Raw genomic sequence first — 26,120 nt, 5'->3', positions numbered from 1 at the left:
GTTCTATCTACAAGATTAAAATTTATTATATAATTCTATAGAAAGCGCCCCAAGTGGGCGCTTTTATGCTATAATAAATCTATTAAACTCGTAAAAATCCATTGTAGTTATAAATGAGGTATTCTATGAATTATACTAGCACCCGCGGTACCGTTGCGGTAAATGAAACATATGCATTGTTGCACGGATTGGCAGAGGATGGTGGCCTATATGTACCATCTTTATTCCCTACAAACTGCTTAACTTATAATGATGTGAAAGATAAAAACTACCAAGAAGTAGCAGCCGTTGTTTTAGCAAAGTTGTTTCCATGCTTTTCTGAAGCTCATTTAAATGAAATGATTAATTCTGCTTACTGCGATGCTAATTTCAGCACCCGTGATATTGCACCATTACACTCTTTATTGGAAAAGGTTTCCGTATTGGAACTATTCCATGGCCGCACACAAGCTTTCAAAGATATGGCGTTGTCCTTATTCCCATATTTGTTAGTGGCAGCTAAAGAGGCGGAAGGTGAGAAAAAAGAAGTTCTTATCTTAACGGCTACTTCTGGTGATACTGGTAAAGCAGCTCTTGAAGGCTTCAAGGATATACCTGGCACTCATATTCAGGTATTTTACCCAACTGATGGCGTTAGTCCTATGCAAGCGGAACAAATGCAAAAACAAGAAGGGGCGAATGTCAATGTCACAGCCATTCATGGTAACTTTGACGATGCGCAACAATTCTTGAAACGTCTCTTTGTTGATAAAGTAACTGCAGAAGAGGTTGCTGAAAAAGGGGTTATGTTCTCTAGTGCGAACTCTATCAATATTGGTCGTTTAGCTCCACAAGTAGTTTACTATGTAAATGCCTATGCTGAACTGGTTGCACAAGGTGCAATCCATGAAGACGAAGCTTTCAATGTTGTAGTTCCAACTGGTAACTTCGGTAATATTTTGGCTGCTTACTATGCTAAAAAAATGGGGATTCCTATCGGCAAATTGATTTGTGCGTCCAATCAAAACAACGTACTTACTGACTTCTTTGAAAACGGTACCTACGATATGAACCGCCCATTCTATACGACGATTTCTCCATCTATGGATATTCTTGAGTCCTCTAACTTTGAACGATTCTTATATTATATTTCTGGTGAAGATAGCGAACGTACAGCAGGATGGATGAAAGATCTTAAAGCAACAGGCAAATTAACTGTTAATGAAGAAGAGTTCAAACGTATTAAGACTGATTTTGCTGGTGCCTATGTGGATGATGAAGAAACGAAAGCAATCATTGAACAAGTATACAATTCTTACGGTTATGTAATGGATCCTCACACGGCGGTTGCTATGGGGGCCTATATGAAGGAGTTGGAGAAACATCCTGAAGATGGCGCTCGTCATACAGTGATTGCATCTACAGCACATCCATTTAAATTCCCTACACCAATCTGTGAGGCATTGGATATCAAGGTAGGCGAGACTCCTTATGAAAGCTTAGATAATATCTCTACTGTAACGGGTGTTGCCTTCCCTAAACAATTGGAAGCCTTACAATCCAAACCATTGCGCTTTACAAAAGCAATCGACAAAGAGAATATGAAACAAGAAATCTTAGATTTTGTAGATACATTCTCTAAATAATACAATGCCGCCTTTCATTAGAAGGGCGGCATATCTATATGTTTCTTATTGAGTAACCATTTTTTATTGATTAACCAATTTAATTCATTTTCTCATTAAATTAACATTCATCATATATGATATGGAATTTTGTTAGTATGTATTGATGTATCCATTATTTATAGAAATATGGGTTTATAATTATATAGAGAAATATAATTATAGGAGGGGCTATGGCTAAAAAGGGCCTTATATATGCATTGTTATCTGCACTTTTGTTTAGTACGATGAATGTATTCGTAAAACTGTTGGGGACGAATATTCCACCTGGGGAGATCGCTTTTGCCCGTGGATTCTTTGGGACTGTTGCGGTGCTCATTATCATGTATGTGAAGGGAATCCGATTTTCAAAAGAGGATCGGGGGCTCCTTGTCATGCGTGGCCTATACGGCGGTTTTGGTATGGTCTGTAATTTTATTGCTTTGGTACACATAAAATTATCTGATGCAACAATTCTATTTCAGACGACAGGAATATTTGTTTTTATCTTTAGTGCTCTGTTTCTGAAGGAATCGATACCTAAAGGGGCTGGCAAATGGCTCGGAGTTATTTTGATTGCTGTCTTAGTAATGGTAAATCCTTTTAGTTATGAATCATTTTCTTGGTATGCCTTGGTAGCAATTTTAGGTGCTGCTCTAGCTGCGGCGGCTTATACGACAATACGAACTATTAGTAAACGCGGACAACATAGTAATTTTGAAATTATGGCCTATTTTATGATTACTGGTATGATTGCGGGCCTCGTCACTACAGAACAGCTCGTTATGCCTCAAGGTACAGACTGGCTAATTATCTTTGCTATCGGTGGTATTAGTGTAGTGGCTCAGTTTTTCTTGACCGGAGCCTTTGTTACGACCAATGCTGTAGTGGCTCAATTCTTGCAATACGTTGGCGTATTTATTAGTTCCTTCTACGGGTTCTTGATCTTTGGTGAAAGTTTATCCATAGCCACAGTGGGTGCTGGTATTGCCATGTTTATATCTTCTGTTATGTTGGCGCGTCTTAAAGAACAGAGTGGTCCATTAAGAGAGGGCAAGGTCATAGAGGATAAAATCAAATAAATGTCGAATATATACAATATCAGATTGTATATGACAGTGGGGTGCTGATTACATTCGTGATTAGCACCTTTTTACATAAAAGAGATAATACAAGGGTATTAGTTAGTGATTTGTGGTAATGAAATATACTAGAGCTCTTTCATTTTGAAAGTAGCTACAGACGGAGGAGCTATGTATATAAAATGGATGCATATTGAAAACTATAGGAACTTAGCCGATGTAACACTAAGCTTTCACAATGATATTAATTACTTTGTCGGTGAGAATGCAGTAGGTAAGTCTAATTTTCTAGATCTCTTAGAAATTATCATGGAGTGCCATGGGTTCATTGAAAGTGATTTCACGGATGTAAACAAGCCTATCCGCATTGATTTTGAAATATCTTTAGGTGAGTTAAATTATAAAAGCATGTATACTGCTGATGAAGGCCCCACCTACCGTTTACGACTTGAACAAGTTGTACAAGAGGTATATCCACGATTATACAGAGTCACTGATGCAGGGATTGAACCTATGGCGTTATCTATGATTCGTCATGCCTTATATGTGTGTCATCGCGATACATCAGAGCAAGAGCTATTTTCTATACCCTCTGCTGTATATATTGAATTAGGACATCTCTTACAAGCTTATGTATCTCGATTAGAAATGGCGACTGATGATTTGCAGCGTGAAATTGTCAGTTTACGCAAGGATTTAGATCCCTATTGTATGCTCAATATTCAACACCTTATAGAGGTGTTGTCTACATCTTCTGCTATAGAACGCAAGTATTCTGCTGATAATGTGCGTTTAATAATGGCTGTGGCTCTTAAAATTTTAGCTCAAATCTATATGAAGGTGAGTAGTGCGACTACAAATCTAGAAGCTTTACTTGTATATGATGGAAAGGGTCGCAAGTTTTTACCAATCTTTATCAGTGTGGATGAGCCAGAGCTACATTTAAGCCCTTATTTGCAACGGGCTGTGCTCAATTATTACCGCCAAATTGCAACTAATGAAAATGAAGAGTTTTTATCGTTGTTGCGAGATGTATTTAAAATTGATGGATTGTTAGGACAACTTTTTGTAGTTACACATAGTACAGATGCGCTTGTTGATGATTATCGGCACATTATTCGCCTTTATCGGGATGAAAATAATATGGTCTGTGCAGCTTGTGGGGTTACGTTTAACTTCCCTAAAGAGGTAGAGAAACATTTGATTATGCATTTTCCAGAGGCTAAGGAGGCGCTCTACGCTCGGTGTATTATCATTGTAGAAGGAGAGACAGAGTACGGTAGCTTTGCAGGTTTTGGTAAACGATTGGGGGTAGATTTTGATTACTTTGGCATCTGTCTTATCAATGCCCGAGGAGAGTCTTCTATTAGTAAATTACAAAAATTATTTAATAGATTCTCTATTCCAACAGTAGCTCTCTATGATCGAGATGTAGAGGGAAAGTATGCAAAAGCACATAGCAATATATTTTACACACAAGAAATTTGTTTTGAAATGGATTTTGTATCGTATTTGCTTGCGATGCACAAGCGTTCCATAATGGATGCCATTATCAAGGATATTATTGATGATGCTCGGCCAATGGTAACAAAGGACATGGCACGTCGTGGTTATGCGAAACTAGGTATTACTAAAAGTCAAATTGTACAACGATGTTTATCGAATATTTCGGATCGTAAGTTAGATGATTTACATATTTATTACTTCTCTTGGTTCTATGCCAATAAAGGGGTAATTGTAGGGCGTCGTATTAGTCAATTCTTAGATGCTTCCATGATACCACCTGCATTTATTGCAGTAATAGAGCGTGCTAAACTTCTTTCACTAGGTTTAGGTTAATGGAACAATACATTAATACTTCTAATTAATAGAGTCTGACCAAAGTTTGGTTAGGCTCTATTTTCTAGTATGTATCAAAGCGTTTTAGAGTGTAGGCATAGAAAATATGGTGCAAAAAATACGCATAATACGTGATTTATTACAATAATAGATAGAATTATGAAAAACTATATTAACTAAATTTTAAAAACTACATCGAAATTTCTTGACATCTTTTTATCTTTATTTTATGATTAGTACTGTTATTAATGCATTCTCAATTAAACGTATCTAGGAGTATGAAAATGAAAGACTTTTTAAACGACTTTAAAGCATTTGCTTTCAAAGGCAATATGATGGACCTAGCTATTGGTATGATTATTGGTGCTGCTTTCACAGCATTGGTTAATTCTGTTGTAAACAACCTATTCATGCCTGTTCTCAGTATATTCACAGGTGGTATTGATTTTAGTAATTTGTATTTGCCATTGAGCACAGGTTCTAAAGATGCATTCATGGCTGGCGCTGATATTGCTACAGCTCGTGCAGCTGGATCTGTATTGCCATATGGTACATTTATTACTGATTTGATTCAATTCTTGATTTTGGCATTTGTTGTATTCTTGATGGTTCGTGGTTTGGCTAAAATGATGAAATCCGCGAAAGAAGAGGAAGTTGCAGAAGCACCTGCAACGAAAGAATGTCAATTCTGTAAATCTGAAATCAATATTAATGCAGTTAAATGTCCTAACTGTACTGCAGATTTGAACTAGTTCAAATTTAAATTATACATAAAAGGAGTGAGGTTTTGGCCTTACTCCTTTTTGTTGTATTACGTTAGCTTTCTAGTATAAAATATAATTATAATATATAGAATTTTTTAGGGAGGGATATACATGGAAAAGAAACCTCTAGTAGTAGTAAATGGACTGGTTCGCAAAGATGCGATTGCATATTTAAAAGAGCATGTAGATGTGCGCCAATGGACTGAAAAAACAGTGATGCCTCGTGAGGTACTGAAGGAATGGCTCATTAATGCGGATGGTTTGTGGTGTGTACGACCTTTAGATGTAGATGGTGATCTTGTAAAGAATGCGCCAAATTTAAAGGTTATAGCACAAGCGGCCGTAGGTTATGATAATGTAAATATTGATGAACTAACAGCGGCAGGTATTCCTTATGGCAATACGCCAGGTGTTCTCAATGAAACGGTAGCAGAACTTGCGTTTACGTTGATTGCCACGGCTAGTCGTCGTATTATAGAAAATGCTAACTTTGTAAAAGACGGTCGTTGGGCTCAAAGACCTTCTAATATTAAAGGTTTTGATTTAAGTCGTCGCACTCTTGGTATCATTGGCATGGGGGCTATCGGCGTATCCATTTCTCGACGTGCCCGTGCGTTTGGTATGACTGTTGTGTATCATAATCGTAATCAACGTTTGGATGATAAGATTCATAAGACTACTTATATGGAGTTAGATGATTTATTAGCCATTAGTGATGTAGTATGCGTTATGGCTCCATTGACAGATGAAACATATCATATGTGTGACGAAGCGTTTTTCAAGAAAATGAAGAATACCGCTTTATTTGTTAATGTTGGTCGTGGACCTATAGTAGATACAGAGGCACTTATCAATGCCCTTAAAACGGGTGAAATCGATTATGCAGCCCTTGATGTAACGGATCCAGAACCATTACCAGTGGATCATCCATTATTAGATGTAGAAAATTGCCTCATTGTACCACATATTGGTTCTTATACAGATCGAACTCGTTTAGATATGTCTATTTTGACAGCAGACAATATTATTGCCGGCGTTTATAAGAAACCTTTAAAAACATGTGTAAATGAAGAAGTAAATTATAAGAAACCTCAAATGGATGTAGAGTCTGCGCTAGAAGAGCTTAAAAAGGCTGGCGTTGATTTAACTGATTTCGACTAAAAGTGGAAGACATTAAAAGATATGCGGTTTTATACAAAATATGGTAAAATAAAAGAATATTTTTCCTATGGAGGTAAGAACGTTGGAACATAAAGACATTGAAAAAGATGTAGCTCCTGAAGAAGTTGTATCTGTTAACTTTATTGAAGCTATTATCAACAAAGATAACGAAACTGGCAAATACGGTGGCCGTGTATTGACTCGCTTTCCACCAGAACCAAATGGTTACTTGCATATTGGACATGCTAAATCTATTTGCCTCAACTTTGGTATTGGTAAACAATACAATGGCTTAACAAATCTTCGCTTTGATGATACAAATCCTGTAAAAGAAGATGTCGAATATGTAAACTCCATCATGGAAGATGTTAAATGGCTTGGATTTGATTGGAATGAACAACCACGTTATGCATCTGATTATTTTGACCAAATGTATGAGTATGCTAAGAAATTAATCACGCTTGGCAAAGCTTATGTAGATGATCAAACTGCAGATGAAATTAAACAAAATCGTGGCGATTTCTCTACTCCTGGTGTCAATAGTCCATACCGTGATCGTAGTGTAGAAGAAAATTTGATGCTCTTCGAAGAAATGAAAGCTGGCAAGTATAAAGATGGGGAAAAGGTATTGCGTGCAAAAATCGATATGGCGCATCCTAATATCGTAATGCGTGATCCTGTTATTTATCGTATTGTAAATACAGAGCATCATAATACGGGTAATGAGTGGAAAATTTACCCTATGTATGATTTTGCCCATCCTATTGAAGATGCTATTGAACGCATTACGCATTCTATTTGTACATTAGAATTTGAAGTTCACCGGCCATTATATGATTGGGTGTTAGAGGAATGGGATGATACTGAAATTCCTCAACAAATTGAGTTTGCTCGCTTGAATGTAACTAAAATGGTTATGTCCAAACGTAAATTGCGTGCTCTTGTTGAAGCTGGTCTCGTAGCTGGTTGGGATGATCCTCGTATGCCAACTATTTCAGGCTTGCGCCGTCGTGGTTATACTCCAGAATCTATTCGTGACTTCTGTGATCGTATTGGCGTTGCTAAAGCTGATAGCGTTGTTGATATTGCTTTGCTTGAGTTCTGTATCCGTGAAGATTTGAAACTCAAAGCTACACGCCCTATGGTAGTTATTGATCCTGTGAAAGTTATTATTACGAACTATCCAGAAGGTCAAACTGAACTTTGCACAGTTGAAAACAATCCAGAAAATGAAGAGTTGGGTAACCGTGAAGTTGTATTCGGTCGTGAAATCTACATTGAACGCAATGACTTTATGGAAGAACCAGTTAAGAAATTCTTCCGCTTGGCACCAGGTAAAGAAGTACGCTTGAAAGGAGCTTACTTCATTACATGCACTGATGTTATTAAAGATGAAAATGGTAATATTACAGAAATTCACTGTACATATGACCCTGAAACTAAGAGCGGTAGCGGTTGTACACGTAAGGTTAAGGGCACATTACATTGGGTTGAAGCATCTACTGCAGTAGATATTGAATCCCGTTTATATGATTACCTGCTCAAAGAAGATTCTGATGGCAAAGATTTCTTAGGTGATTTTAATCATGAGTCTTTACAAGTATTCCATAGTAAAGGTGAGGCAAGTCTTGCTACAACTGTACCAGGTGATCATTTCCAATTCTTGCGTCAAGGTTACTTTGTAACTGATAAAGACAGTACTTCAGACCATATTGTGATGAACCGTATTGTTGGTTTACGCGATAGTTGGGCTAAGGCACAAAAGAAATAATATAACGCTTATTTTATATTACTATAATGTTAAAGAACCGCTCCTTGGTGGGCGGTTCTTTAACACTGGGTTATTACTATAAATACTTTAATGACAATAGATGTTTAGAATAGCCTAAGCCATTGTTTGGCTTTAATCTCTAGATGTTGTATTGCTAGTTTATTATATTAATGCTTTCATGAGGAGAAAAATGAAAAAAATAGTACTACTTGCTACGGTAGCGGCTGCGTTGGTATCTATGCCTGCTACGGGTTCTGCAGCAAACATAAAGTCCATTTTAAATAGAAGTCAAACTATAACATATCAAGGTGTTAAATTGCCTGAAGGTGTTACTATGTATCAAAATAATCCTAAAGCGTTGTTTGCTGGGGAGGGTAAAAAAGATATTAAGTCTGTACTTCTTGGGTTGGGCGCGTCTTCTGCAGACGTATATACATTAAACATTAAAAATGAGAATGAAATGCAATATGCTGTTTATGCGAATGTTGTGTTAGGTAAACAATTATTTGGTCGCATGAGTGAAACAAAACATTTGAATACAGATTCTTCATCTCTTGGAGTATTAGCTGCGGCTATTAACAATGGCGATAGTCCTGTACTTGGTACTTTCACGGTAATAAACCCATTAGTAAAACAAGGCAATGCCTATAAAGGCACATTGAAATATAAAAGTATAGCTAATAATAATTCTTATAATGAGATATTACATATTAGTATTTCTGAAGATAAATATACAGGACCAAATGCTCATTTAATTGCTGTTGACGAAGCTAATGATAGTGTTGTATTCCCTAAAGTTAAAGGTTTATTACATACCAAATAATAAATAATTATTGAAAATATATATCAATTATTCTTGACAATTTTTCTCATCAAGAGTACTATGAGCCTATAGGAATTATTCTCATTAGAGGAAATTCTAACGATGTGCAACAGGCAGGTACTATTATGATGAATTCAATTGACCATATCATTGGATATCATTGTGCACCGGCAATTCGAGGTATTAAGCTATCGAACTTGGTTTCTATTCCACGGGACATGAATGAACAAATCCAATTTGTATTGATAGAGTATAATAAAGCGTTCAATGAAAAAGGATTGTTCTTCTTTGAATTATGTCGTTGTAAAGCGCGAAGACTATTATTGGTATTCCGTGAGAAGCAATTAAGAGACTATGTACGGCAACCTGCGGTGATGTTATTTTTGAAAGCCTACGGTTATCATGATCGAATGAGCATTATGGAGATGCTCGAACATCTTAGATATCGTATGGAAGTAAGCATTGAGTTTCCACATGAAATCGGCATTTTTCTAGGTTACCCATTAAAGGATGTGAAATGTTTTATTTCCTATCGTGGTGGGGGATACCGAATGTGCGGAGAGTGGAAGGTTTACCATGATGTGGTAAATGCACAACGCTCTTTCTTGTGTTACAAAGCATGTCGTGAATTTTGTCAAACTCAATTGATGTTGGGAAAAACATTTAGTTCATTGGTCGCAAGAACGGCCTAGGAGGTACAAGATGATTGGTGTAATTTTTTGGTCCGGTACAGGCAATACAGAACGCATGGCTTATGAAGTAGCTGAAGGTATTAAAGCTGCAGGTCAAGAAGTTGAAGTAAAATCCGTTTCTGAAGTATCTGTTGATGAAGCAGCCGCTTATGAAAAATTAGCTCTTGGCTGTGCTGATATGGGTGCAGAACAATTAGAAGAAGGCGAATTTGAACCATTCTACACTGAACTAGAAGGCAAGTTGAGTGGTAAAAAAATAGCGATCTTTGGCTCCTATGGTTGGGGTGGTACTTGGTTGGAAGACTGGGGCACTCGAATTAAAGATGCTGGTGGCGAATTAGTGGCTGATGGCGTAGCAATCTTGGGCGAACCTGATGATGATGGTAATGCACAATGCCAAGAATTAGGTAAAACATTAGCAAACGCTTAATTTGATTTTAATTACTAACATAAATACTAATAGTTAATAATAAAAGGTTGTAATGACGATAATTCGTTATTACAGCCTTTTTTGTATGTACTTATGATTGATATGATGGAGCAAAGGTCATTAAAAATTTTGATATCGATAAGTAAATGTGATGAAAATCATAATGTTTATTTATCTTTATCTCTATTTGTGTATATAAGCGCATAATTATAAATAACTTTAATACATAATTATATTGCGTTTTTGTACACATAGTCCTATAATTTAGTTAAAGAACCTAACAAAAATTTAGGTTGATACAAAAATAGTTAGGGTTAATTTTATATTAGCTATTAACCGGGCTAGCGTAATTTAAACGGGAAAGGTTAATCTATGACATTGAAAGAGGGGTTATTTCAATGAGTACATTAGAGCGAATAAAAGTCATAGCCCATGGATTAGCGGTACAATTTGGACCATCCTGTGAAGTATTGATTCATGATTTACAAGGGGATATTAATTCTTCTCTTGTATATATTGAGAATGGAACTATAACTAATAGACATGTTGGTGATGGCCCATCGCATGTGGTTTTAGATGTGCTGAGTCATGACGATGGTAGCGAGGGCAGATTTGGTTATCTCACAAAGACTAAAGATGGTCGAATATTAAAATCTTCTACCATGTATATTCGTGATGATACAGGTCGTATAGCATACTTGTTGGGGATTAACCAAGATATAACAGAGTTTGTTATGATGCATCGACTTTTGGATAGTTTGGTCAATACAGGTCAGGAAGATGCAGGATCTGTTGAAAAAATTACGACGAGTGTATCGGAACTATTAGATGATTTATTACTAGACGTAGAACGTTTAGTTGGTAAACCAGGACCATTGATGAATAAGGTGGAACGCTTAAAAGCTATTTCCTATTTAAACGAAAAAGGGGCTTTTCTTATCTCGAAGTCTTCTGAGAAGATAGCAGAGTATTTTAATATTTCTAAGTTTACTCTTTATAGTGATTTAAATACTGTAAAGGAAGAATCCTAGGAGGCAAATATGGAACGAATTCAGTGGAAACGTAATACAATGGTACCATCAAGTGACAAGTTTTTGTCCGTTATGGATGTTAGAGAGGTTAAGAAAGCTAAAGCGTTTCATGAAAGTTTTCCACAATATAGCGTTACTCCACTTGTATCGCTTAAGAATTTAGCGTCTTATATCGGTGTTGATGCACTCTTTGTAAAAGATGAATCCTACCGATTTGGCCTTAATGCATTTAAGGTATTAGGCGGCTCCTATGCGATGGCAAAATATGTGGCGCAACAAACTGGTAAAGCTGTTGAGGATGTACCATATGATGTATTAACATCAGCAAAATTAAAAGAAGAGTTTGGTCAAGCTACATTCTTTACTGCCACTGATGGTAACCACGGTCGAGGTGTAGCATGGGCAGCCAATAAATTAGGTCAAAAATCTGTAGTATTTATGCCAAAGGGCTCTACAGAATATCGTAGAAAACAAATCGAAAACGAAGGCGCTACTGTAACAATCGAAGACTTCAACTACGATGAGTGTGTACGCTTAGCAACTAAAAAGTCTAAAGAAGTTCCTAATGGTGTTGTAGTTCAAGATACTGCCTGGGAAGGTTATGAAGAAATTCCAAACTGGATTATGCAAGGCTATGGCACAATGGCTATGGAAACAGCCAATCAATTAGAAGCTGATAATTGTAAAGTTCCTACTCATGTATTTGTACAAGCTGGTGTAGGTTCCCTTGCCGGTTCTGTAGTGGGTTACTTCACTAATCTATACAGCAATGTGGCTAAAAAACCTAAATTAATTGTTGTAGAAGCGGCAGCTGCAGCTTGTTTATACAAAGGTGCTGTAGCTGATGATGGTAAACCTCGTATCGTAGAGGGTGATTTAGAAACAATCATGGCAGGCTTAGCTTGTGGTGAACCGAACACAGTTTCTTGGGATATTTTGAGAAATCATGCAGATGTATTCGTTTCTGCGCCTGACTGGGTGGCACGTTTAGGCATGCGCGTTGGTGGTGCACCAATTAAAGGTGATACTCCAATTACTACTGGTGAGTCTGGTGCAGTTCCATTAGGCCTTGTAATGGCACTTATGACGATGCCGGAATATGAAGATTTACGGAAAGAGTTAGAACTAGATGCGTCTTCAAAGGTACTCTGTTTCTCCACTGAAGGTGATACGGATCCTGAAAGATATAAAAATATTATGTGGTATGGTGAAGATCGTTAGGAGGCATTAATTATGGATTTACAAGCAATTAAACAAGCAGCGGCAACTTATGGCCCAGCGATGACAAAATTTTTACGTGAGATCGTAGCATTCCCAGGTGAAAGTGCTGAAGAAAAAGATCATGTAAAACGTATAGAACAAGAGATGAAAGACCTAGGATTTGATGAAGTTGAAGTAGATCCTATGGGGAATATTCTTGGATATATGGGTACAGGGAAAACCCTCATTGCCTTTGATGGACATATTGATACAGTTGGTATTGGCAATCGTGACAATTGGGATTTTGATCCATATGATGGTTTCGAAGACGAAACTAAAATTGGTGGCCGTGGCGTATCTGACCAATTGGGTGGTATCGTATCCGCTGTATACGGCGCTAAGATTATGAAAGATTTAGGACTTCTAAGTGATAAATATCGTGTACTTGTTGTAGGCACCGTACAAGAAGAGGACTGCGATGGCCTTTGCTGGGAATACATGATTAAGGAACGCAATATCCGTCCTGAATTTGTAGTATCTACAGAACCAACCGATGGCGGTATCTATCGTGGGCAACGTGGTCGCATGGAAATTCGTGTAGATGTACAAGGCGTATCTTGCCATGGTTCTGCTCCTGAACGCGGTGATAACGCAATTTATAAAATGGCAGATATACTTCAAGACATCCGTGAATTGAATGCTAACTCTGCTGATGAAAGCACAAAAATTAAGGGCCTTGTTAAAATGCTTGATCCAAAATTCAACCCTGACCACTATGAAGAAGCTCGCTTCTTAGGTCGCGGTACAGTAACTACTTCCCAAATTTTCTATACTTCTCCAAGCCGTTGTGCAGTAGCTGACTCCTGCGCTATTTCCTTGGACCGTCGTATGACTGCTGGTGAAACTTGGCAAAGTTGCTTGGCAGAAATCGAAGAATTACCACATGTTAAAGAATATGGTGCAAAAGTATCCATGTACGAATACGCTCGTCCATCTTGGACTGGTTTGACATATCCAATCGAATGTTACTTCCCAACTTGGGTAATTCCTAAAGATCATAAAGTAACAGAAGCTTTGGAAGAAGCATACACTAGCTTATATGGCAACGAACGTATTGGTGCAGAAGATACAGTTGAAATGCGTAAAGCTCGCCCATTAACTGATAAATGGACATTCTCCACAAATGGTGTATCTATCATGGGTCGTAATGGCATCCCTTGTATTGGCTTCGGTCCTGGTGCAGAAGCACAAGCACATGCTCCTAACGAAATTACATGGAAACAAGATCTTGTAACATGTGCTGCTGTATATGCATTATTACCATCCGTATACTGCAAAGACTAATATCACATACGTTGAATTAGATTTATTTTAACGAAAATAACTGAAAATAGTTGATATTAAGAATTTCATATGGTACCTCAACATTTGATGAGGCATCGTATAAAGTTAGATCCTAAGTAGCCCTTTAGGGAATTGAAAGAGAGGACTTACAGATGACAGACTTCAATAAAAGTATTGAAACTTTACAAAAATTAGACGTTAGTAAAATGTACGGCGAAGATTTCTTCTTAACTTGGGAAAAATCTGATGATGAATTGCAAGGTGTTTGGGCCGTAGCTGATGCATTACGTGCTCTTAGAGAACGCAATATTTCTACTAAAGTATTTGACAGTGGCCTTGGCATTTCTTTATTCCGTGATAACTCTACAAGAACTCGCTTCTCCTTTGCTTCCGCTTGTAATTTGCTAGGTCTTGAAGTTCAAGATTTAGACGAAGGTAAATCTCAAATTGCTCATGGTGAAACAGTTCGTGAAACAGCTAATATGATTTCCTTTATGGCAGATGTTATCGGTATTCGTGATGATATGTATATCGGTAAAGGGAATGCTTATATGCATCAAGTATCTGATGCAGTTAAAGAAGGTCATGAAGATGGTGTACTAGAGCAACGCCCAACGCTTGTAAACCTCCAATGTGATATCGACCATCCTACGCAAATCATGGCTGATACAGCTCATATCATCAAAGAATTTGGCGGTGTAGAAAACCTTAAAGGTAAAAAGATTGCTATGACGTGGGCGTATTCTCCATCCTATGGTAAACCTTTATCCGTACCTCAAGGTGCTATTGGTTTATTCACTCGTTTAGGTATGGAAGTTGTATTAGCACATCCAGAAGGGTATGAAGTAATGCCGGAAGTTGAAGAAATCGCTAAGAAACAAGCTGAAGCTAGCGGCGGTTCATTCCGTAGAACTAACGACATGAAGGATGCTTTCAAAGATGCAGACATCGTATATCCTAAGAGCTGGGCTCCATTCGGTGCAATGGAAAAACGTACAAAACTGTATGGTGAAAATGATCATGAAGGTATTAAAGCATTAGAAAAAGTTCTTCTTGAAGAAAATGGTAAACATAAAGATTGGGCATGTACGGAAGAGATGATGAGTCTCACAAAGGACGGCAAAGCTCTTTACTTACATTGCTTACCAGCAGATATTACAGGTGTAAGTTGTGAAGAAGGCGAAGTAGATGCAACAGTATTTGATCGCTACCGCATACCTCTTTATAAGGAAGCAAGCTACAAACCATATGTTATTGCAGCTATGATTTTCCTTAGCAAATTTAAAAATCCTGTAGAAACCTTAAAAGAATTAGAACGGAAGGGAACCGAACGAGTTCAACCGTAAAGTAAAGTTTAGGGGCCATCCGTATTGATGGCTCCTTTTATTCTTAATAGTTTGTTATGAGGCATAACATGAAAAAGAGAGTTGTAGTAGCACTAGGGGGGAATGCATTAGGCAATTCCTTACCAGAACAGAAAATTGCAGTAAAAAGTACAGCTAAAACAATCATTGATTTAGTAGAAGCTGATTGTGACGTAGTGGTAACACATGGTAATGGACCTCAAATTGGTATGATCAACAATGCGATGGCTGCATTGACTCGTGAAGTAGAAGGTCAACCAAACACTCCATTATCTGTATGTGTAGCAATGAGCCAAGCTTATATTGGTTATGACTTACAAAATGCTCTTCACGAAGAGCTCTTAAATCGTGGTATTAAAGATTTGCCAACAATGACCATGGTTACACAAGTACTTGTTGATCAAAATGACCCAGCTTTTCAAAATCCTACAAAACCAATTGGTCACTTTATGACTCAGGAAGAAGCTGAATACGCAGAAAAGAATTACGATTATGTGGTAAAAGAAGATGCGGGGCGTGGTTATCGTCGTGTGGTGGCATCTCCAGCACCAAAAGAAATTATTGAACTAGAAGCAATTAAAGGTTTAGTAGGTAAACAATTAATTGTTGCTTGTGGCGGGGGAGGTATCCCAGTAACTAAAGAAGGTAATGAACTTCATGGTGCAGCTGCTGTTATTGATAAAGATTGGACTAGTAGTTTATTGGCCCAAGAAATTGATGCTGATGTTCTCGTTATTTTAACAGCTGTTGAAAAGGTTGCCATTAACTTTGGTAAAGAAAATGAAAAATGGCTTGATGAAATAACCGTTACACAAGCTAAAGAATTTGTATCAGCTGGTGAGTTTGCAGAAGGCTCGATGAAACCAAAGGTAGAAGCCGCTATAGCATTTGCAGAATCCAAAAAAGGCCGTGTTTCAATTGTCACATTATTAGAGAAATCTAAAGATGGTATAGCAGGAAAAACAGGCACACGTATCGTATTATAATAATATATAAGTTTATAAGTATGCATTTCAACGAATCGTTGAGGAGGTGCCCACATGATTATATTAGGAAAAGGTACTGTTATTACTCGCGACGCTGATAGACCTATCATTTATGATGGTGCTATTGCTATCGACGGGACTCAAATTGTTGATATTGGTATATATGATGAATTATGTAAAACGTATGTAAATGCAGAAATCATTGATGCTCATGGTGGCCTAATTATGCCAGGTTTCATTAATGCACATCACCATATTTATTCCGCTCTTGCACGAGGTTTATCATTGCCAGGTCCGGCACCGACTAACTTCGGTGAAATCTTGGAAGGACTTTGGTTCTACTTAGATAATAAATTGACCGCTCCTGATGTAAAAGCAAGTGCATTACTTACGTATTTAGGCTGTATCGAAAATGGTGTAACTACTATTTTTGACCATCACGCAAGTTATGGTGAAGTGCCTAACAGCTTATCCATCATTGCAGATGTAGCTAAACAGTTTGGTGTTCGCTCTTGCTTGTGCTACGAAGTGTCTGACCGTAACGGTGTTGATCAGATGAAAGCCGCTGTTGCAGAAAATGTACGTTTTGGTAAAGAGGCTAAAAAAGATCCATCTAGACTCGCTGCTATGATGGGCTTACATGCATCCTTTACTCTAAGTCCTGAAACATTAGATTATGTGAAAGCACAAAATGAAGACAAGTTAGGATATCACGTTCATGTTGCTGAAGGCCCAGAAGATGTGGCAGATAGTAAAGAAAAATATGGCATGACACCTGTTAGACGCCTCGTAGAGGCAGGTATTTTAGGCCCTAAGAGCATCGCTGGTCACTGTGTACACGTAACTGACGAAGATGTGGCATTATTGAAAAACTCTCAAGCTAAGGTCGTACATAACCCAGAAAGTAATATGGGTAATGCAGTAGGCACGACAGATATCTTAAAACTATTAGATGCAGGGATCACTGTTGGGCTTGGCACAGATGGTTATACAAATGATATGCTCGAATCTTATAAAGTAGCGAATTGTCTCGTGAAACATGAGCAACATAAACCATATGTAGGCTGGGGCGAAGTACCTCATATGCTATTTGAAAACAATCGCAAAATGGCTAATGAATTCTTCGATACTACGGTAGGCATCCTTAAAAAAGGTGCCGCAGCTGACGTAATTGTTCTTGATTACGCAGCACCAACACCACTTGATGAAAACAACATCAATGGTCACTTACTATTCGGTACTAATGGTATGTATGTGGTAACAACTATTAGTGATGGTGTACCACGCATGATTGATCGTAAATTACAAGGCATTGATAAAGCTGAAGTAATGGACGAAGTTTTAGCAACATCTAAAGGTTTATGGAAACGACTAAACCCATAACGCAAACGCTTTAAAGGAGTGTGACATTATGAGTGACATTATGTATCCGGTAAGTTTCGGAAATTTGATGAACCACATTATGACTGAGTACAAGATGTACAATCGTATTTACAATGTAAATAAAATTCATCGTACGAATCATGATCAACGCTTATCTATCTTTGGTAAATCCATTGAAAATCCTGTAGGCCCAGCAGCTGGCCCTAATACACAGTTGGCACAAAACATTGTGGCATCCTATGTAGCTGGTGCTCGTTGCATCGAATTAAAAACCGTACAAATCATGTACGGTGAAGAATTAGGTATTCCTAGACCTTGTATCTACTCTGTAGACGAAGCCTATAACGTAGAGTGGTCTTCTGAATATAGCTGTGATGAAGCTGCTGATGAATATATCAAAGCTTGGTTCGCATTGAAATTAATCTCTAAAGAATTAGGTTTAGGCAATCCAGATGGCTTTTTATTCATCATGAGTGTTGGCTACAACTTGGCTGGTATCAAGAGCCCTATGGTTGATAAATTCATCAACACCATGCGAAATGCATCTCAATCCCCTATGTGGGATACATGTAAACAATGGTGTCTTGACCATGTAGATGAGTTTGAACATATCGATGCTGATTATATCAACTCTATCAGTGATGAACTTTGCCAAGCAATTACATTGTCCACAATGCACGGTTGCCCAGCAGAAGAAATCGAATCCATTTGTTCTTATCTTATCAGTGAAAAGGGACTTCATTTATACTTGAAATGTAATCCTACATTGTTAGGTCCAAAACGCATTAGAGAATTATTGGATAACGCTGGCTTTGAATACATTGACTTTGAAGATCATCAGTTTGAAGTTGACCTTCAATTCGATAAAGCTGTTCCGATGTTAGAGCGTCTTATCGCTCTTGGTGAAAAACACAATAAGATTTTCGGTGTTAAATTGACAAATACATTCCCTGTACAAATTCACAACAATGAATTGCCAGGCGAGCAAATGTATATGTCTGGTAAATCCTTGTTACCTGTAACAATTGGTGTGGCTGAGCTCCTAAGTGCTCAATTCGGCGAACGTTTACCTATGTCTTATAGTGGTGGTGCTGTAAAACAAAATATCAAAGCTATCTTTGATTGTGGTATTTGGCCTGTAACAGTATGTACAATTCTTCTACAAGGTGAAGGTTACAATACTTTCAAAGGCTTAGCAGACGAAGTGGAATCTACTGATTACAATGCTGCTTTAAAAGTTCATAAAGAACTTATAGCTAAACTCGCTAAAGACATCGCTGAGAACAAAATTTTCAAGAAGAGCGATGCTATGAAGAAAAAACGCGAAGCAATGCCATCCTTCCCTGGTACACATAGCTCTGACTACCACTGTCGCGTAGTGTGTGGTGCTTGTGTTCGCGTATGTCCTAATAGATGTAATGAAGTCGTTACTGTAAATGATGCTAAATTGATCATCCATGTTGATCAAAGCTGTAATGAATGTGGTAACTGTGCGTGTCATTGCGTAGAACCTTGTCAACCATACAAGGATCGTATTACATTCTTCCACAATGCTGAAGCTTTAGCAGATAGTACAAATGATGGTTTCTACATCAAAGGCACTAGCTGTGGTTATCGCTTTAAAGGTGAAGAAGCCGTATGTGACATTGATGCATTACCTGAAGAATTGAAAGGAGTTGTACATGCCTTCTGTAAAGAGCATGTGTACTATGTATCATGATTATCATACAACAAGGGGAATTGGTCTTAACTGACAGAATCCTTACCGGAGATATATTAATTGATGGCGACAAAATTGTCGCCATTGATGAATACCTTTCTGTTCCAGAAGGGGCTAAAGTTCTTAATGCAAAAGGTTGCTATGTGTTCCCTGGATTTATTGATCCTCATACACACTTTCAAATGACAAATGCCTTGGCGTCTACTGCAGATGATTTTGATAGTGGTACAAAGGCTGCTATTCTTGGCGGCACTACTTCAATCATCAACTTTGCTTCTCCTGAGGATGGATCCCTTTGTAAAGGGTTAGAAGTTCATAAGGAGCGTGCCTTGGGGCATTGCTCCTGTGACTACAAATTCCATATGGAGCTTGTAGAAATGAATGAAGAGGTATCTCATGAAATACCAAAGGTTGTAGAAGCTGGTGTATCGTCCTTTAAAGTGTACTTAGCGTATGGCTTCCGTTTAACAGATCGAGAAATTTATGATGCTATTGAAGCTATAAAACCAACGGGTGCGCTTGTAGGGGCTCACTGTGAAAACGGTGATCTTATCGATGCCTTTGTAGCAGATAAACGTAAACGTGGTGAATTAGATGTAGACAATCATCCACTCACAAGACCGGCCATGATTGAATCGGAAGCGATTAAGCGATTTAGTACAATTGGTGCTGCATTAGAGTATCCCGTGCATATTGTGCATGTAAGTTCTAAAGAAGGCGTAGATGAAGTTCTACGTGAGCGGGCATTAGGACATCAAGTGACTTGTGAAACATGTCCACAGTATTTGGTGCTTGATGAATCACGATATAAATTACCTGATTTTGAAGGGGTTAAATATGTGATGAGTCCTCCACTTAGAACGATACAAGATCAAATGGCATTGAAGGATGCACTAGTAAATGGTGTATTCCAAACCATTGGTTCCGACCATTGTAGCTTTACCTTTAATGATCAAAAATTAAAGAGTCGGTATGACTTTACCCGAATTCCTGGAGGTATTCCTGGAGCCGAAGAACGGGGTATCATTGCTTATGATGTGTTGGTTAACCAATGCAATATGAGCGCTGTAGATTTTATGAAATTAGTTAGTGAAAACCCAGCAAAGTTATATGGCATGTATCCCAAGAAGGGCACATTAGCTGTAGGTAGTGATGGGGATATAACAATTGTAGATAAGCATATAGAACATGTGCTTTCAAAAGAGTCCGCCCATACAAAGGCTGACTATATACCTTACGAAGGAATATCTGTAACTGGCAAGGTTCGAGATGTTATCTTTAGAGGTCACCATGTGGTACAAGATGGATCCTTAACAGAATCATATCTTGGTGAATGTATTCCTTAATGAGAGGAGGGCTATATATGTACCGCTTTCAAGTGAATGGCACCCAATATGAGGTTCAAGAGGATCAACGTTTAATTGATTTCTTGCGAGCTGATTTAAAGCTGACGGGCACTAAAGAAGGTTGTAGTGCTGGTGCATGTGGTACGTGTACAGTAATTATAGACGGAAAAAAAGCAAAGGCTTGTGTAAGCAAACTATCTCAATTAGATGGTAAATCAATTGTCACGATTGAAGGTTTATCTGAACGAGAAAAAGCAGTATACACCTATGCTTTTGGTGAATGCGGAGCGGTGCAGTGTGGTTTCTGTATACCAGGTATGATTATTAGTGCAAAAGTATTGATTGACGAAAATAATGACCCTACACCTGACGATGTTAAAAAGGCGATATTAGGTAATATTTGCCGTTGTACAGGCTATGTAAAAATTGAAGAGGGCATTATGTTAGCTGCAAAAATGTTCCGTGAGAATTTACCAGTTCCAGAAAAGGATACAAATGGTAATGTAGGCGCTCGTTTACACCGTGTAGATGCTGAGGAAAAAGCATTAGGTACTGGACAATATGCTGATGATATCTATATGGATGGCATGATTTATGCCAAAGCATTGCGTTCTAAATACCCACGAGCTAGAGTTGATCGTGTTGATGTATCTAAAGCTCTTGAACATCCAGCGTGTGTAACGGCATTGACCGCTAAGGATGTACCATTCAATAAGACTGGTCATTTAGTACCGGATTGGGATGTACTTATCGCCGAAGGTGATATTACACGTTATGTAGGCGATGCAATTGCATTGGTAGCAACTACTGAGAAGAAGTATCTAGATGAAGTATTGGCTTTAGTTGAAGTTGATTATACTGAATTAGAACCCATACTAGATCCATTGGAAGCGCTAAAACCAGATGCTCCTCAATTACATCCAGAGGGAAATGTATTGTCTCGTCAAACGTTATCTCGTGGCGATGTAGATAAGGCTATTGCAGAGGCTGCTTTTGTAGTAACAAATCATTATTCTACGCCTCAAACCGACCATGCATTTATGGAACCAGAATGTGCCGTTGCATATCGTGAGGGAGACGAAATTCATCTGCATTCAGGTAGCCAAAATGTTTATGATGATCGGCGTGAAGTTGCTCGTATGCTTGGCATTCCAAATGAATCTGTAAAGGTTCATAGCATGCTCGTAGGTGGCGGTTTTGGTGGTAAAGAGGATATGACCGTACAGCATCATGCATCTCTCGTAGCTTGGCTTACAGGTAAACCAACTAAGGTTCTATTCTCTCGTCAAGAAAGTCTTAATATCCATACTAAACGTCATGCGATGGAAATGGATATTACAACAGCTTGTGATGCAGAAGGTAATCTGGTAGCAAGTAAGGTAAATATCATTTCTAATTGTGGCGCGTATGCATCTTTAGGAGGTCCTGTACTTCAACGTGCTGGTACCCATTCTTGTGGCCCTTATCACTTTGATAATTTTGCCTTTGATGGTGTATGTGTTTATACAAATACTGTTCCTGGTGGTGCATTTCGTGGGTTTGGCGTAACACAAACTATCTTTGGTCAAGAGCAAAATATTGATGAATTAGCTGCGTTGGTAGGCATGGATCCTTGGGAATTCCGCTATAAAAATGTTGTGCGCCCTGGTGACTCATTACCAAATGGCCAAATTTGTTCCAAAGAAACCGCTTTAGTAGAATGTTTGGAAGCTGTAAAAGATGCATATTATGCCTCTGATCGTACTGGTCTTGCGGTATGTTTGAAAAATAGTGGTATTGGTGTAGGACTACCTGATACGGGTCGCGTTATTTTAGAAGTACGTGATGGTAAAGTTCGTATTCGTACGGGTGCTGCTTGTATTGGTCAAGGCATGGCTACTATGGCAACACAAGTACTTTGTGAAACAACAGGCTTAACGGCGGATAAAGTATTTGTAGAACGTCCTGATACAGTACGCACACCAGATTCTGGTACAACTACTGCATCTCGTCAAACGCTCTTTACCGGTGAAGCAACGCGCAAAGCAAGTCTTCGCTTAAAAGAAATGTTAGCTTCTAAAACATTAGAAGAACTGAATGGCGTAGAGATTTATGAAGAGTTCCTCGGTGAAACAGATCCATTTAATTCTGATAAATCGCATCCAAAAAATCACGTTGCCTATGGTTATGGTGCATGTGTAGCAACAATTGGTGAAGACAATAAGGTTGCTAATTTACATGTAGCATACGATGTAGGTCGTGTAGTGAACCCTCAATCCTGTACAGGTCAGGCCGAAGGTGGTGCCATTATGGGAATGGGTTATGCAGTTACAGAAGACTTCCCTTATAAAGAAGGGTATGTAACATCTAAATACGGTACGCTAGGACTTCTTAGAGCTACCCAATGTCCTCCAATTCATGTAAGTCTTATCGAAAAAGGGACACCAGAACAATATGCATACGGAGCTAAAGGTATTGGCGAAATTTCTAGCATTCCGATTGCACCGGCTATTGCAAATGCGTATCGTCGTATCGACGGAGAACCACGTAGGTCCTTGCCGATTAAACATACAGGTTATAAAAAATAGAATATTTGCTTAATGGTAGGGGCTTTTGCCCCTAGCCATCAAGGTTCCCACGTGAAGTCGATGAGATTTCTAAACTCTATCATGTACGATAGTATGACTATATTGTTTAACTAGTAACTAAAACGTAAGATATGAGGTGATTCTTATGAGTAAAGGTGCATCTGGTGTCGACCATGTAGATGGTATGCTGCCAATCCCGCAGTTATTCGCTTATGGTTTACAGCACGTTCTGGCTATGTATGCTGGGGCAGTAGCTGTACCAATTATTATTGCACAAGCTATGCATTTGCCAATTGAAGATTTAATTCGTTTGATTACAGCTGACTTATTTACATGTGGTGTAGCTACATTGATTCAAACATTAGGATTCGGATCAGTTGGCGGGCGTATTCCTCTTATTCAAGGTGTTACATTTGCTTCTGTAGGCCCTATGATTATGATTGGTCAACAGCATGATATCAATACGATTTACGGTGCGATTATCGTAGCTGGTCTCTTTACATTCCTTGTGGCACCATTTTTCAGTCGTTTGATTCGGCTATTCCCACCTGTAGTAACAGGTACTATCATTACTATTATTGGTATCAACTTGATGCCAGTAGCTGTTAACTGGATGGGGGGTGGCGTAGGCAATAAAAACTTTGGCGATCCACTATACATAGCTCTTGGTGTAGCTACATTTGTTCTCGTTATATTAACTTATCGATTTGGTAAAGGTTTCCTTGGTAATTTGGCAATCTTAGTTGGCCTTATTCTCGGTACAGCCTTAGCTATGATTGTTGGTATTACAGATTTTTCAGAGGTAGGACGTTCTCAATGGATTTCTGTTGTAACACCATTCTATTTTGGTCTTCCAACCTTTGACTTTGCTTCTATTGTATCTATGATTATTGTAATGCTCGTAGTTATGGTAGAAACAACTGGTGATAGTATTGCGGTAGGTGAAATTGTAGATAAACCTATTGGTCAAAATGAATTGGCTGCGGTACTTCGCGCGGATGGCTTGTCTACTATTATTGGTGGTATCCTTAATAGTTTTCCGTATACAGCATTTGCTCAAAACGTAGGTCTTATTGCTGTAACACGTGTTAAGAGTCGTTTCGTTGTAGCAGCATCTGGTGTAATTTTAATTTTATTAGGCCTTTTCCCTAAATTAGCCGCTATCGTAGCTTGTATTCCAAATGCTGTACTAGGGGGCGCAGGGATTGCTATGTTCGGCATGATTATCGCCAGTGGGATTCGTTCTCTTGGTAAAGTTAGTTTCGATGGTAACTATAACCTGATGCTAGTTGCCATTAGTATTGGGGTATCCATGATTCCTCTTGCAGCACCTCAATTCTATACACACTTTCCAGCATGGGCTCAAATTCTTTTGAAATCTGGTATCACAGCTGGTAGTATAGTAGCTGTTATTTTAAATGTAATGTTTAATGGTTTTGGTTATAAAACTGTTAACGAACCTAATCGTGCGACTCGTAAATATCGCCACTTCACACGATTCAAAGGTTATCCTAAACATTTCTACCAATAAGATATAGTTAGACGAGTTTACTCTCATGCGATTATATGTATTGTCTCTCACAGTAGAAACCTTGTTAGTATAGGTAAAACATCAATATATATGGTTTCGTTTGTTAAAAAGATCTCACTCTGATTTGGAGTGAGGTCTTTTTTTATGGAATCGTATACTACTTTGGTATATAATTAAATAATATTATTGCAAAGGAGACGCATTATGAAAGACGAGCGATTTATAGTTACATATAGAATAGAAGCGAGTACATATGAAGAAGCAAAATCAATTGCTTGGGCTGTTCAAGTGGAGCAAACTATAGAATTTCCTTATGAGTTTGTAACGGATCCATACATTAAAGAAACTATTACTGGTCGACTAGAATCTCTTGAACCTATAGTAGAAGACTCTCCTTATATCAATGTAGGTGTGATGCCAAATGCTGTAATTGACACCTCTCGTTACTATTTGGCTCGTATTTCATATCACGTAGATACCACGGCCTTAGAGGCTACACAATTTTTAAATGTTGTCTTTGGTAATTCTTCGTTACAGCCACATATTTGGGTAGTAGATATTGAACTATGTCCAACACTTTACGATGTGTTTAAGGGACCACAATTTGGCTTACAAGGAATTCGTCGATTAGTGGAAACCCCGACGCGTCCAATGATTCAAGCCGTTGTAAAGCCGATGGGCACACCGAATGTAGAATTGGCTCGTATGTGTGGCGCTTACACACGTGGTGGTGCAGATGTCATAAAGGATGATCATGGTATTTCTAATCAGTCCTTCTCTCAATATAAAGATCGTGTAAAACGATGTGCTGCTATGGTACAGGAAATGAATGCTGTACATGGTACACATACTTTATATGCTGCAAACGTATCAGGTGATGGTACAGATGTGTTAGAACGCGCTTATTTTGCCAAAGAGGCTGGTGCTACAGCTCTCATGGTGGCTGCAGGTCTCGTTGGTTTCGGTTGGTTACACAAATTAGCTACTGATGAAAACTTACGATTGCCCATTATTCATCATCCAGCTTATTCTGGTGGATTTGTAAGCCCTGGTGTATCTGGAGTAGCTGACTATTTACAACTAGGTTTATTACCTCGTATCTTTGGGGCTGATATGCCAATTTTCGTATCTTATGGTGGACGCTTTACTTTTACAGAGGAACAATGCAAGAGGATTTCCTCTTACATTAAACAGCCATTAGGTTTGATGAAAGCAGCTTGCCCGGCACCGGGTGGTGGTGTTACAGATGCTCGTCTTAATGAACTCGTTGAGCTGTACGGAAATGATACTATGTTCCTCGTTGGCGGTGACATGTTCCGTCGAGGACCAGATATTGAGGCTAATATGTCGTACTTTGTAGAGCGTTTGACTAAATTATCTGAAAGAACGTAATAATAGCTTGAATTTAAATGAGTTAATACAATGTTTAACTAAATAACTAAG

Annotated in this window: 20 protein-coding genes; all 20 read left to right on the top strand. The window is 38.3% G+C overall.

Going from position 1 to position 26,120, the window contains the following annotated elements; genetic code table 11:
* Positions 1-125: 125 nt before the first annotated feature.
* The 20 genes from thrC (at position 126) to E7K77_RS03335 (ending at position 26,069) form a co-directional block, all read left to right on the top strand.
* The gene (gene thrC, locus E7K77_RS03430; RefSeq protein ID WP_278617783.1) at positions 126-1,625 is read left to right on the top strand and encodes a threonine synthase; all 1,500 of its coding nucleotides are present in this window, start codon (positions 126-128) and stop codon (positions 1,623-1,625) included.
* A 212-nt stretch (positions 1,626-1,837) separates the two neighbouring features.
* A complete protein-coding gene (locus tag E7K77_RS03425; RefSeq protein ID WP_004696559.1) occupies positions 1,838-2,725 on the top strand; it encodes a DMT family transporter in 888 nt (295 codons plus the stop codon).
* A gap of 171 nt (positions 2,726-2,896) precedes the next feature.
* A complete protein-coding gene (locus tag E7K77_RS03420) occupies positions 2,897-4,564 on the top strand; it encodes an ATP-dependent nuclease (protein WP_004696557.1) in 1,668 nt (555 codons plus the stop codon).
* Positions 4,565-4,848: 284 nt separating this feature from the next.
* Positions 4,849-5,316, top strand: a complete 468-nt coding sequence (gene mscL, locus E7K77_RS03415) for a large conductance mechanosensitive channel protein MscL (protein WP_278604567.1) — start codon at positions 4,849-4,851, stop codon at positions 5,314-5,316.
* Between the two features lie 123 nt (positions 5,317-5,439).
* The gene (locus tag E7K77_RS03410; protein ID WP_195394634.1) at positions 5,440-6,489 is read left to right on the top strand and encodes a 2-hydroxyacid dehydrogenase; all 1,050 of its coding nucleotides are present in this window, start codon (positions 5,440-5,442) and stop codon (positions 6,487-6,489) included.
* A gap of 82 nt (positions 6,490-6,571) precedes the next feature.
* Positions 6,572-8,260 (top strand): glutamine--tRNA ligase/YqeY domain fusion protein, encoded by a 1,689-nt coding sequence (locus E7K77_RS03405; RefSeq protein ID WP_195394635.1) that lies wholly within the window; start codon positions 6,572-6,574, stop codon positions 8,258-8,260.
* Between the two features lie 190 nt (positions 8,261-8,450).
* Positions 8,451-9,083, top strand: a complete 633-nt coding sequence (locus E7K77_RS03400; RefSeq protein ID WP_195394636.1) for a hypothetical protein — start codon at positions 8,451-8,453, stop codon at positions 9,081-9,083.
* Positions 9,084-9,187: 104 nt separating this feature from the next.
* The gene (locus E7K77_RS03395) at positions 9,188-9,775 is read left to right on the top strand and encodes a DUF3793 family protein (RefSeq protein WP_008714331.1); all 588 of its coding nucleotides are present in this window, start codon (positions 9,188-9,190) and stop codon (positions 9,773-9,775) included.
* Between the two features lie 10 nt (positions 9,776-9,785).
* Entirely contained in the window at positions 9,786-10,205 is a 420-nt protein-coding gene (locus E7K77_RS03390) for a flavodoxin (RefSeq protein ID WP_004696544.1), read from the top strand.
* 398 nt (positions 10,206-10,603) lie between these two features.
* Complete coding sequence (locus tag E7K77_RS03385; RefSeq protein ID WP_004696542.1) at positions 10,604-11,236, top strand: helix-turn-helix transcriptional regulator; 633 nt, start codon at positions 10,604-10,606, stop codon at positions 11,234-11,236.
* A gap of 9 nt (positions 11,237-11,245) precedes the next feature.
* The gene (dpaL, locus tag E7K77_RS03380; protein WP_278617781.1) at positions 11,246-12,457 is read left to right on the top strand and encodes a diaminopropionate ammonia-lyase; all 1,212 of its coding nucleotides are present in this window, start codon (positions 11,246-11,248) and stop codon (positions 12,455-12,457) included.
* A 12-nt stretch (positions 12,458-12,469) separates the two neighbouring features.
* On the top strand, positions 12,470-13,780 hold the full coding sequence (locus tag E7K77_RS03375; protein ID WP_004698551.1) for a YgeY family selenium metabolism-linked hydrolase: 1,311 nt from the start codon (positions 12,470-12,472) through the stop codon (positions 13,778-13,780).
* A 152-nt stretch (positions 13,781-13,932) separates the two neighbouring features.
* Positions 13,933-15,126 carry a knotted carbamoyltransferase YgeW gene (gene ygeW, locus E7K77_RS03370; RefSeq protein ID WP_004696537.1) on the top strand — a complete coding sequence of 398 codons (1,194 nt, stop codon included), beginning with the start codon at positions 13,933-13,935 and terminating at the stop codon, positions 15,124-15,126.
* Positions 15,127-15,194: 68 nt separating this feature from the next.
* Positions 15,195-16,130 (top strand): carbamate kinase, encoded by a 936-nt coding sequence (gene arcC / locus E7K77_RS03365; protein WP_101928837.1) that lies wholly within the window; start codon positions 15,195-15,197, stop codon positions 16,128-16,130.
* Positions 16,131-16,184: 54 nt separating this feature from the next.
* Positions 16,185-17,513: a putative aminohydrolase SsnA gene (ssnA, locus tag E7K77_RS03360; RefSeq protein ID WP_195394640.1), complete on the top strand. Its 1,329-nt coding sequence runs from the start codon at positions 16,185-16,187 to the stop codon at positions 17,511-17,513.
* A 28-nt stretch (positions 17,514-17,541) separates the two neighbouring features.
* On the top strand, positions 17,542-19,233 hold the full coding sequence (locus E7K77_RS03355; RefSeq protein ID WP_021148376.1) for a glutamate synthase: 1,692 nt from the start codon (positions 17,542-17,544) through the stop codon (positions 19,231-19,233).
* The gene (gene hydA, locus E7K77_RS03350) at positions 19,230-20,579 is read left to right on the top strand and encodes a dihydropyrimidinase (RefSeq protein WP_325306057.1); all 1,350 of its coding nucleotides are present in this window, start codon (positions 19,230-19,232) and stop codon (positions 20,577-20,579) included. Before E7K77_RS03355 ends, hydA begins: the two co-directional genes overlap by 4 nt.
* A gap of 17 nt (positions 20,580-20,596) precedes the next feature.
* On the top strand, positions 20,597-23,146 hold the full coding sequence (gene xdh, locus E7K77_RS03345; RefSeq protein ID WP_278605011.1) for a selenium-dependent xanthine dehydrogenase: 2,550 nt from the start codon (positions 20,597-20,599) through the stop codon (positions 23,144-23,146).
* Positions 23,147-23,291: 145 nt separating this feature from the next.
* Positions 23,292-24,677, top strand: coding sequence for a nucleobase:cation symporter-2 family protein (locus tag E7K77_RS03340; protein WP_021148373.1), 1,386 nt, complete (start codon positions 23,292-23,294; stop codon positions 24,675-24,677).
* 204 nt (positions 24,678-24,881) lie between these two features.
* On the top strand, positions 24,882-26,069 hold the full coding sequence (locus E7K77_RS03335) for a RuBisCO large subunit C-terminal-like domain-containing protein (protein ID WP_325306056.1): 1,188 nt from the start codon (positions 24,882-24,884) through the stop codon (positions 26,067-26,069).
* The last annotated feature ends 51 nt before the right edge of the window (positions 26,070-26,120 follow it).

This window comes from Veillonella parvula, assembly GCF_032577575.1.
Lineage (GTDB): Bacteria > Bacillota > Negativicutes > Veillonellales > Veillonellaceae > Veillonella.
This window is presented reverse-complemented; position numbering and strand designations above follow the sequence as displayed.

Excerpts from the sequence above, each read along its gene's own strand:
- E7K77_RS03400 (WP_195394636.1), top strand. The coding sequence starts at position 8,451 with ATGAAAAAAATAGTACTACTTGCTACGGTAGCGGCTGCGTTGGTATCT.
- dpaL (WP_278617781.1), top strand. The coding sequence starts at position 11,246 with ATGGAACGAATTCAGTGGAAACGTAATACAATGGTACCATCAAGTGAC.
- E7K77_RS03410 (WP_195394634.1), top strand. The coding sequence starts at position 5,440 with ATGGAAAAGAAACCTCTAGTAGTAGTAAATGGACTGGTTCGCAAAGAT.
- thrC (WP_278617783.1), top strand. The coding sequence starts at position 126 with ATGAATTATACTAGCACCCGCGGTACCGTTGCGGTAAATGAAACATAT.
- arcC (WP_101928837.1), top strand. The coding sequence starts at position 15,195 with ATGAAAAAGAGAGTTGTAGTAGCACTAGGGGGGAATGCATTAGGCAAT.
- E7K77_RS03335 (WP_325306056.1), top strand. The coding sequence starts at position 24,882 with ATGAAAGACGAGCGATTTATAGTTACATATAGAATAGAAGCGAGTACA.
- E7K77_RS03385 (WP_004696542.1), top strand. The coding sequence starts at position 10,604 with ATGAGTACATTAGAGCGAATAAAAGTCATAGCCCATGGATTAGCGGTA.
- E7K77_RS03390 (WP_004696544.1), top strand. The coding sequence starts at position 9,786 with ATGATTGGTGTAATTTTTTGGTCCGGTACAGGCAATACAGAACGCATG.
- mscL (WP_278604567.1), top strand. The coding sequence starts at position 4,849 with ATGAAAGACTTTTTAAACGACTTTAAAGCATTTGCTTTCAAAGGCAAT.
- hydA (WP_325306057.1), top strand. The coding sequence starts at position 19,230 with ATGATTATCATACAACAAGGGGAATTGGTCTTAACTGACAGAATCCTT.
- E7K77_RS03375 (WP_004698551.1), top strand. The coding sequence starts at position 12,470 with ATGGATTTACAAGCAATTAAACAAGCAGCGGCAACTTATGGCCCAGCG.
- E7K77_RS03355 (WP_021148376.1), top strand. The coding sequence starts at position 17,542 with ATGAGTGACATTATGTATCCGGTAAGTTTCGGAAATTTGATGAACCAC.
- xdh (WP_278605011.1), top strand. The coding sequence starts at position 20,597 with ATGTACCGCTTTCAAGTGAATGGCACCCAATATGAGGTTCAAGAGGAT.
- ygeW (WP_004696537.1), top strand. The coding sequence starts at position 13,933 with ATGACAGACTTCAATAAAAGTATTGAAACTTTACAAAAATTAGACGTT.
- ssnA (WP_195394640.1), top strand. The coding sequence starts at position 16,185 with ATGATTATATTAGGAAAAGGTACTGTTATTACTCGCGACGCTGATAGA.
- E7K77_RS03340 (WP_021148373.1), top strand. The coding sequence starts at position 23,292 with ATGAGTAAAGGTGCATCTGGTGTCGACCATGTAGATGGTATGCTGCCA.
- E7K77_RS03420 (WP_004696557.1), top strand. The coding sequence starts at position 2,897 with ATGTATATAAAATGGATGCATATTGAAAACTATAGGAACTTAGCCGAT.
- E7K77_RS03425 (WP_004696559.1), top strand. The coding sequence starts at position 1,838 with ATGGCTAAAAAGGGCCTTATATATGCATTGTTATCTGCACTTTTGTTT.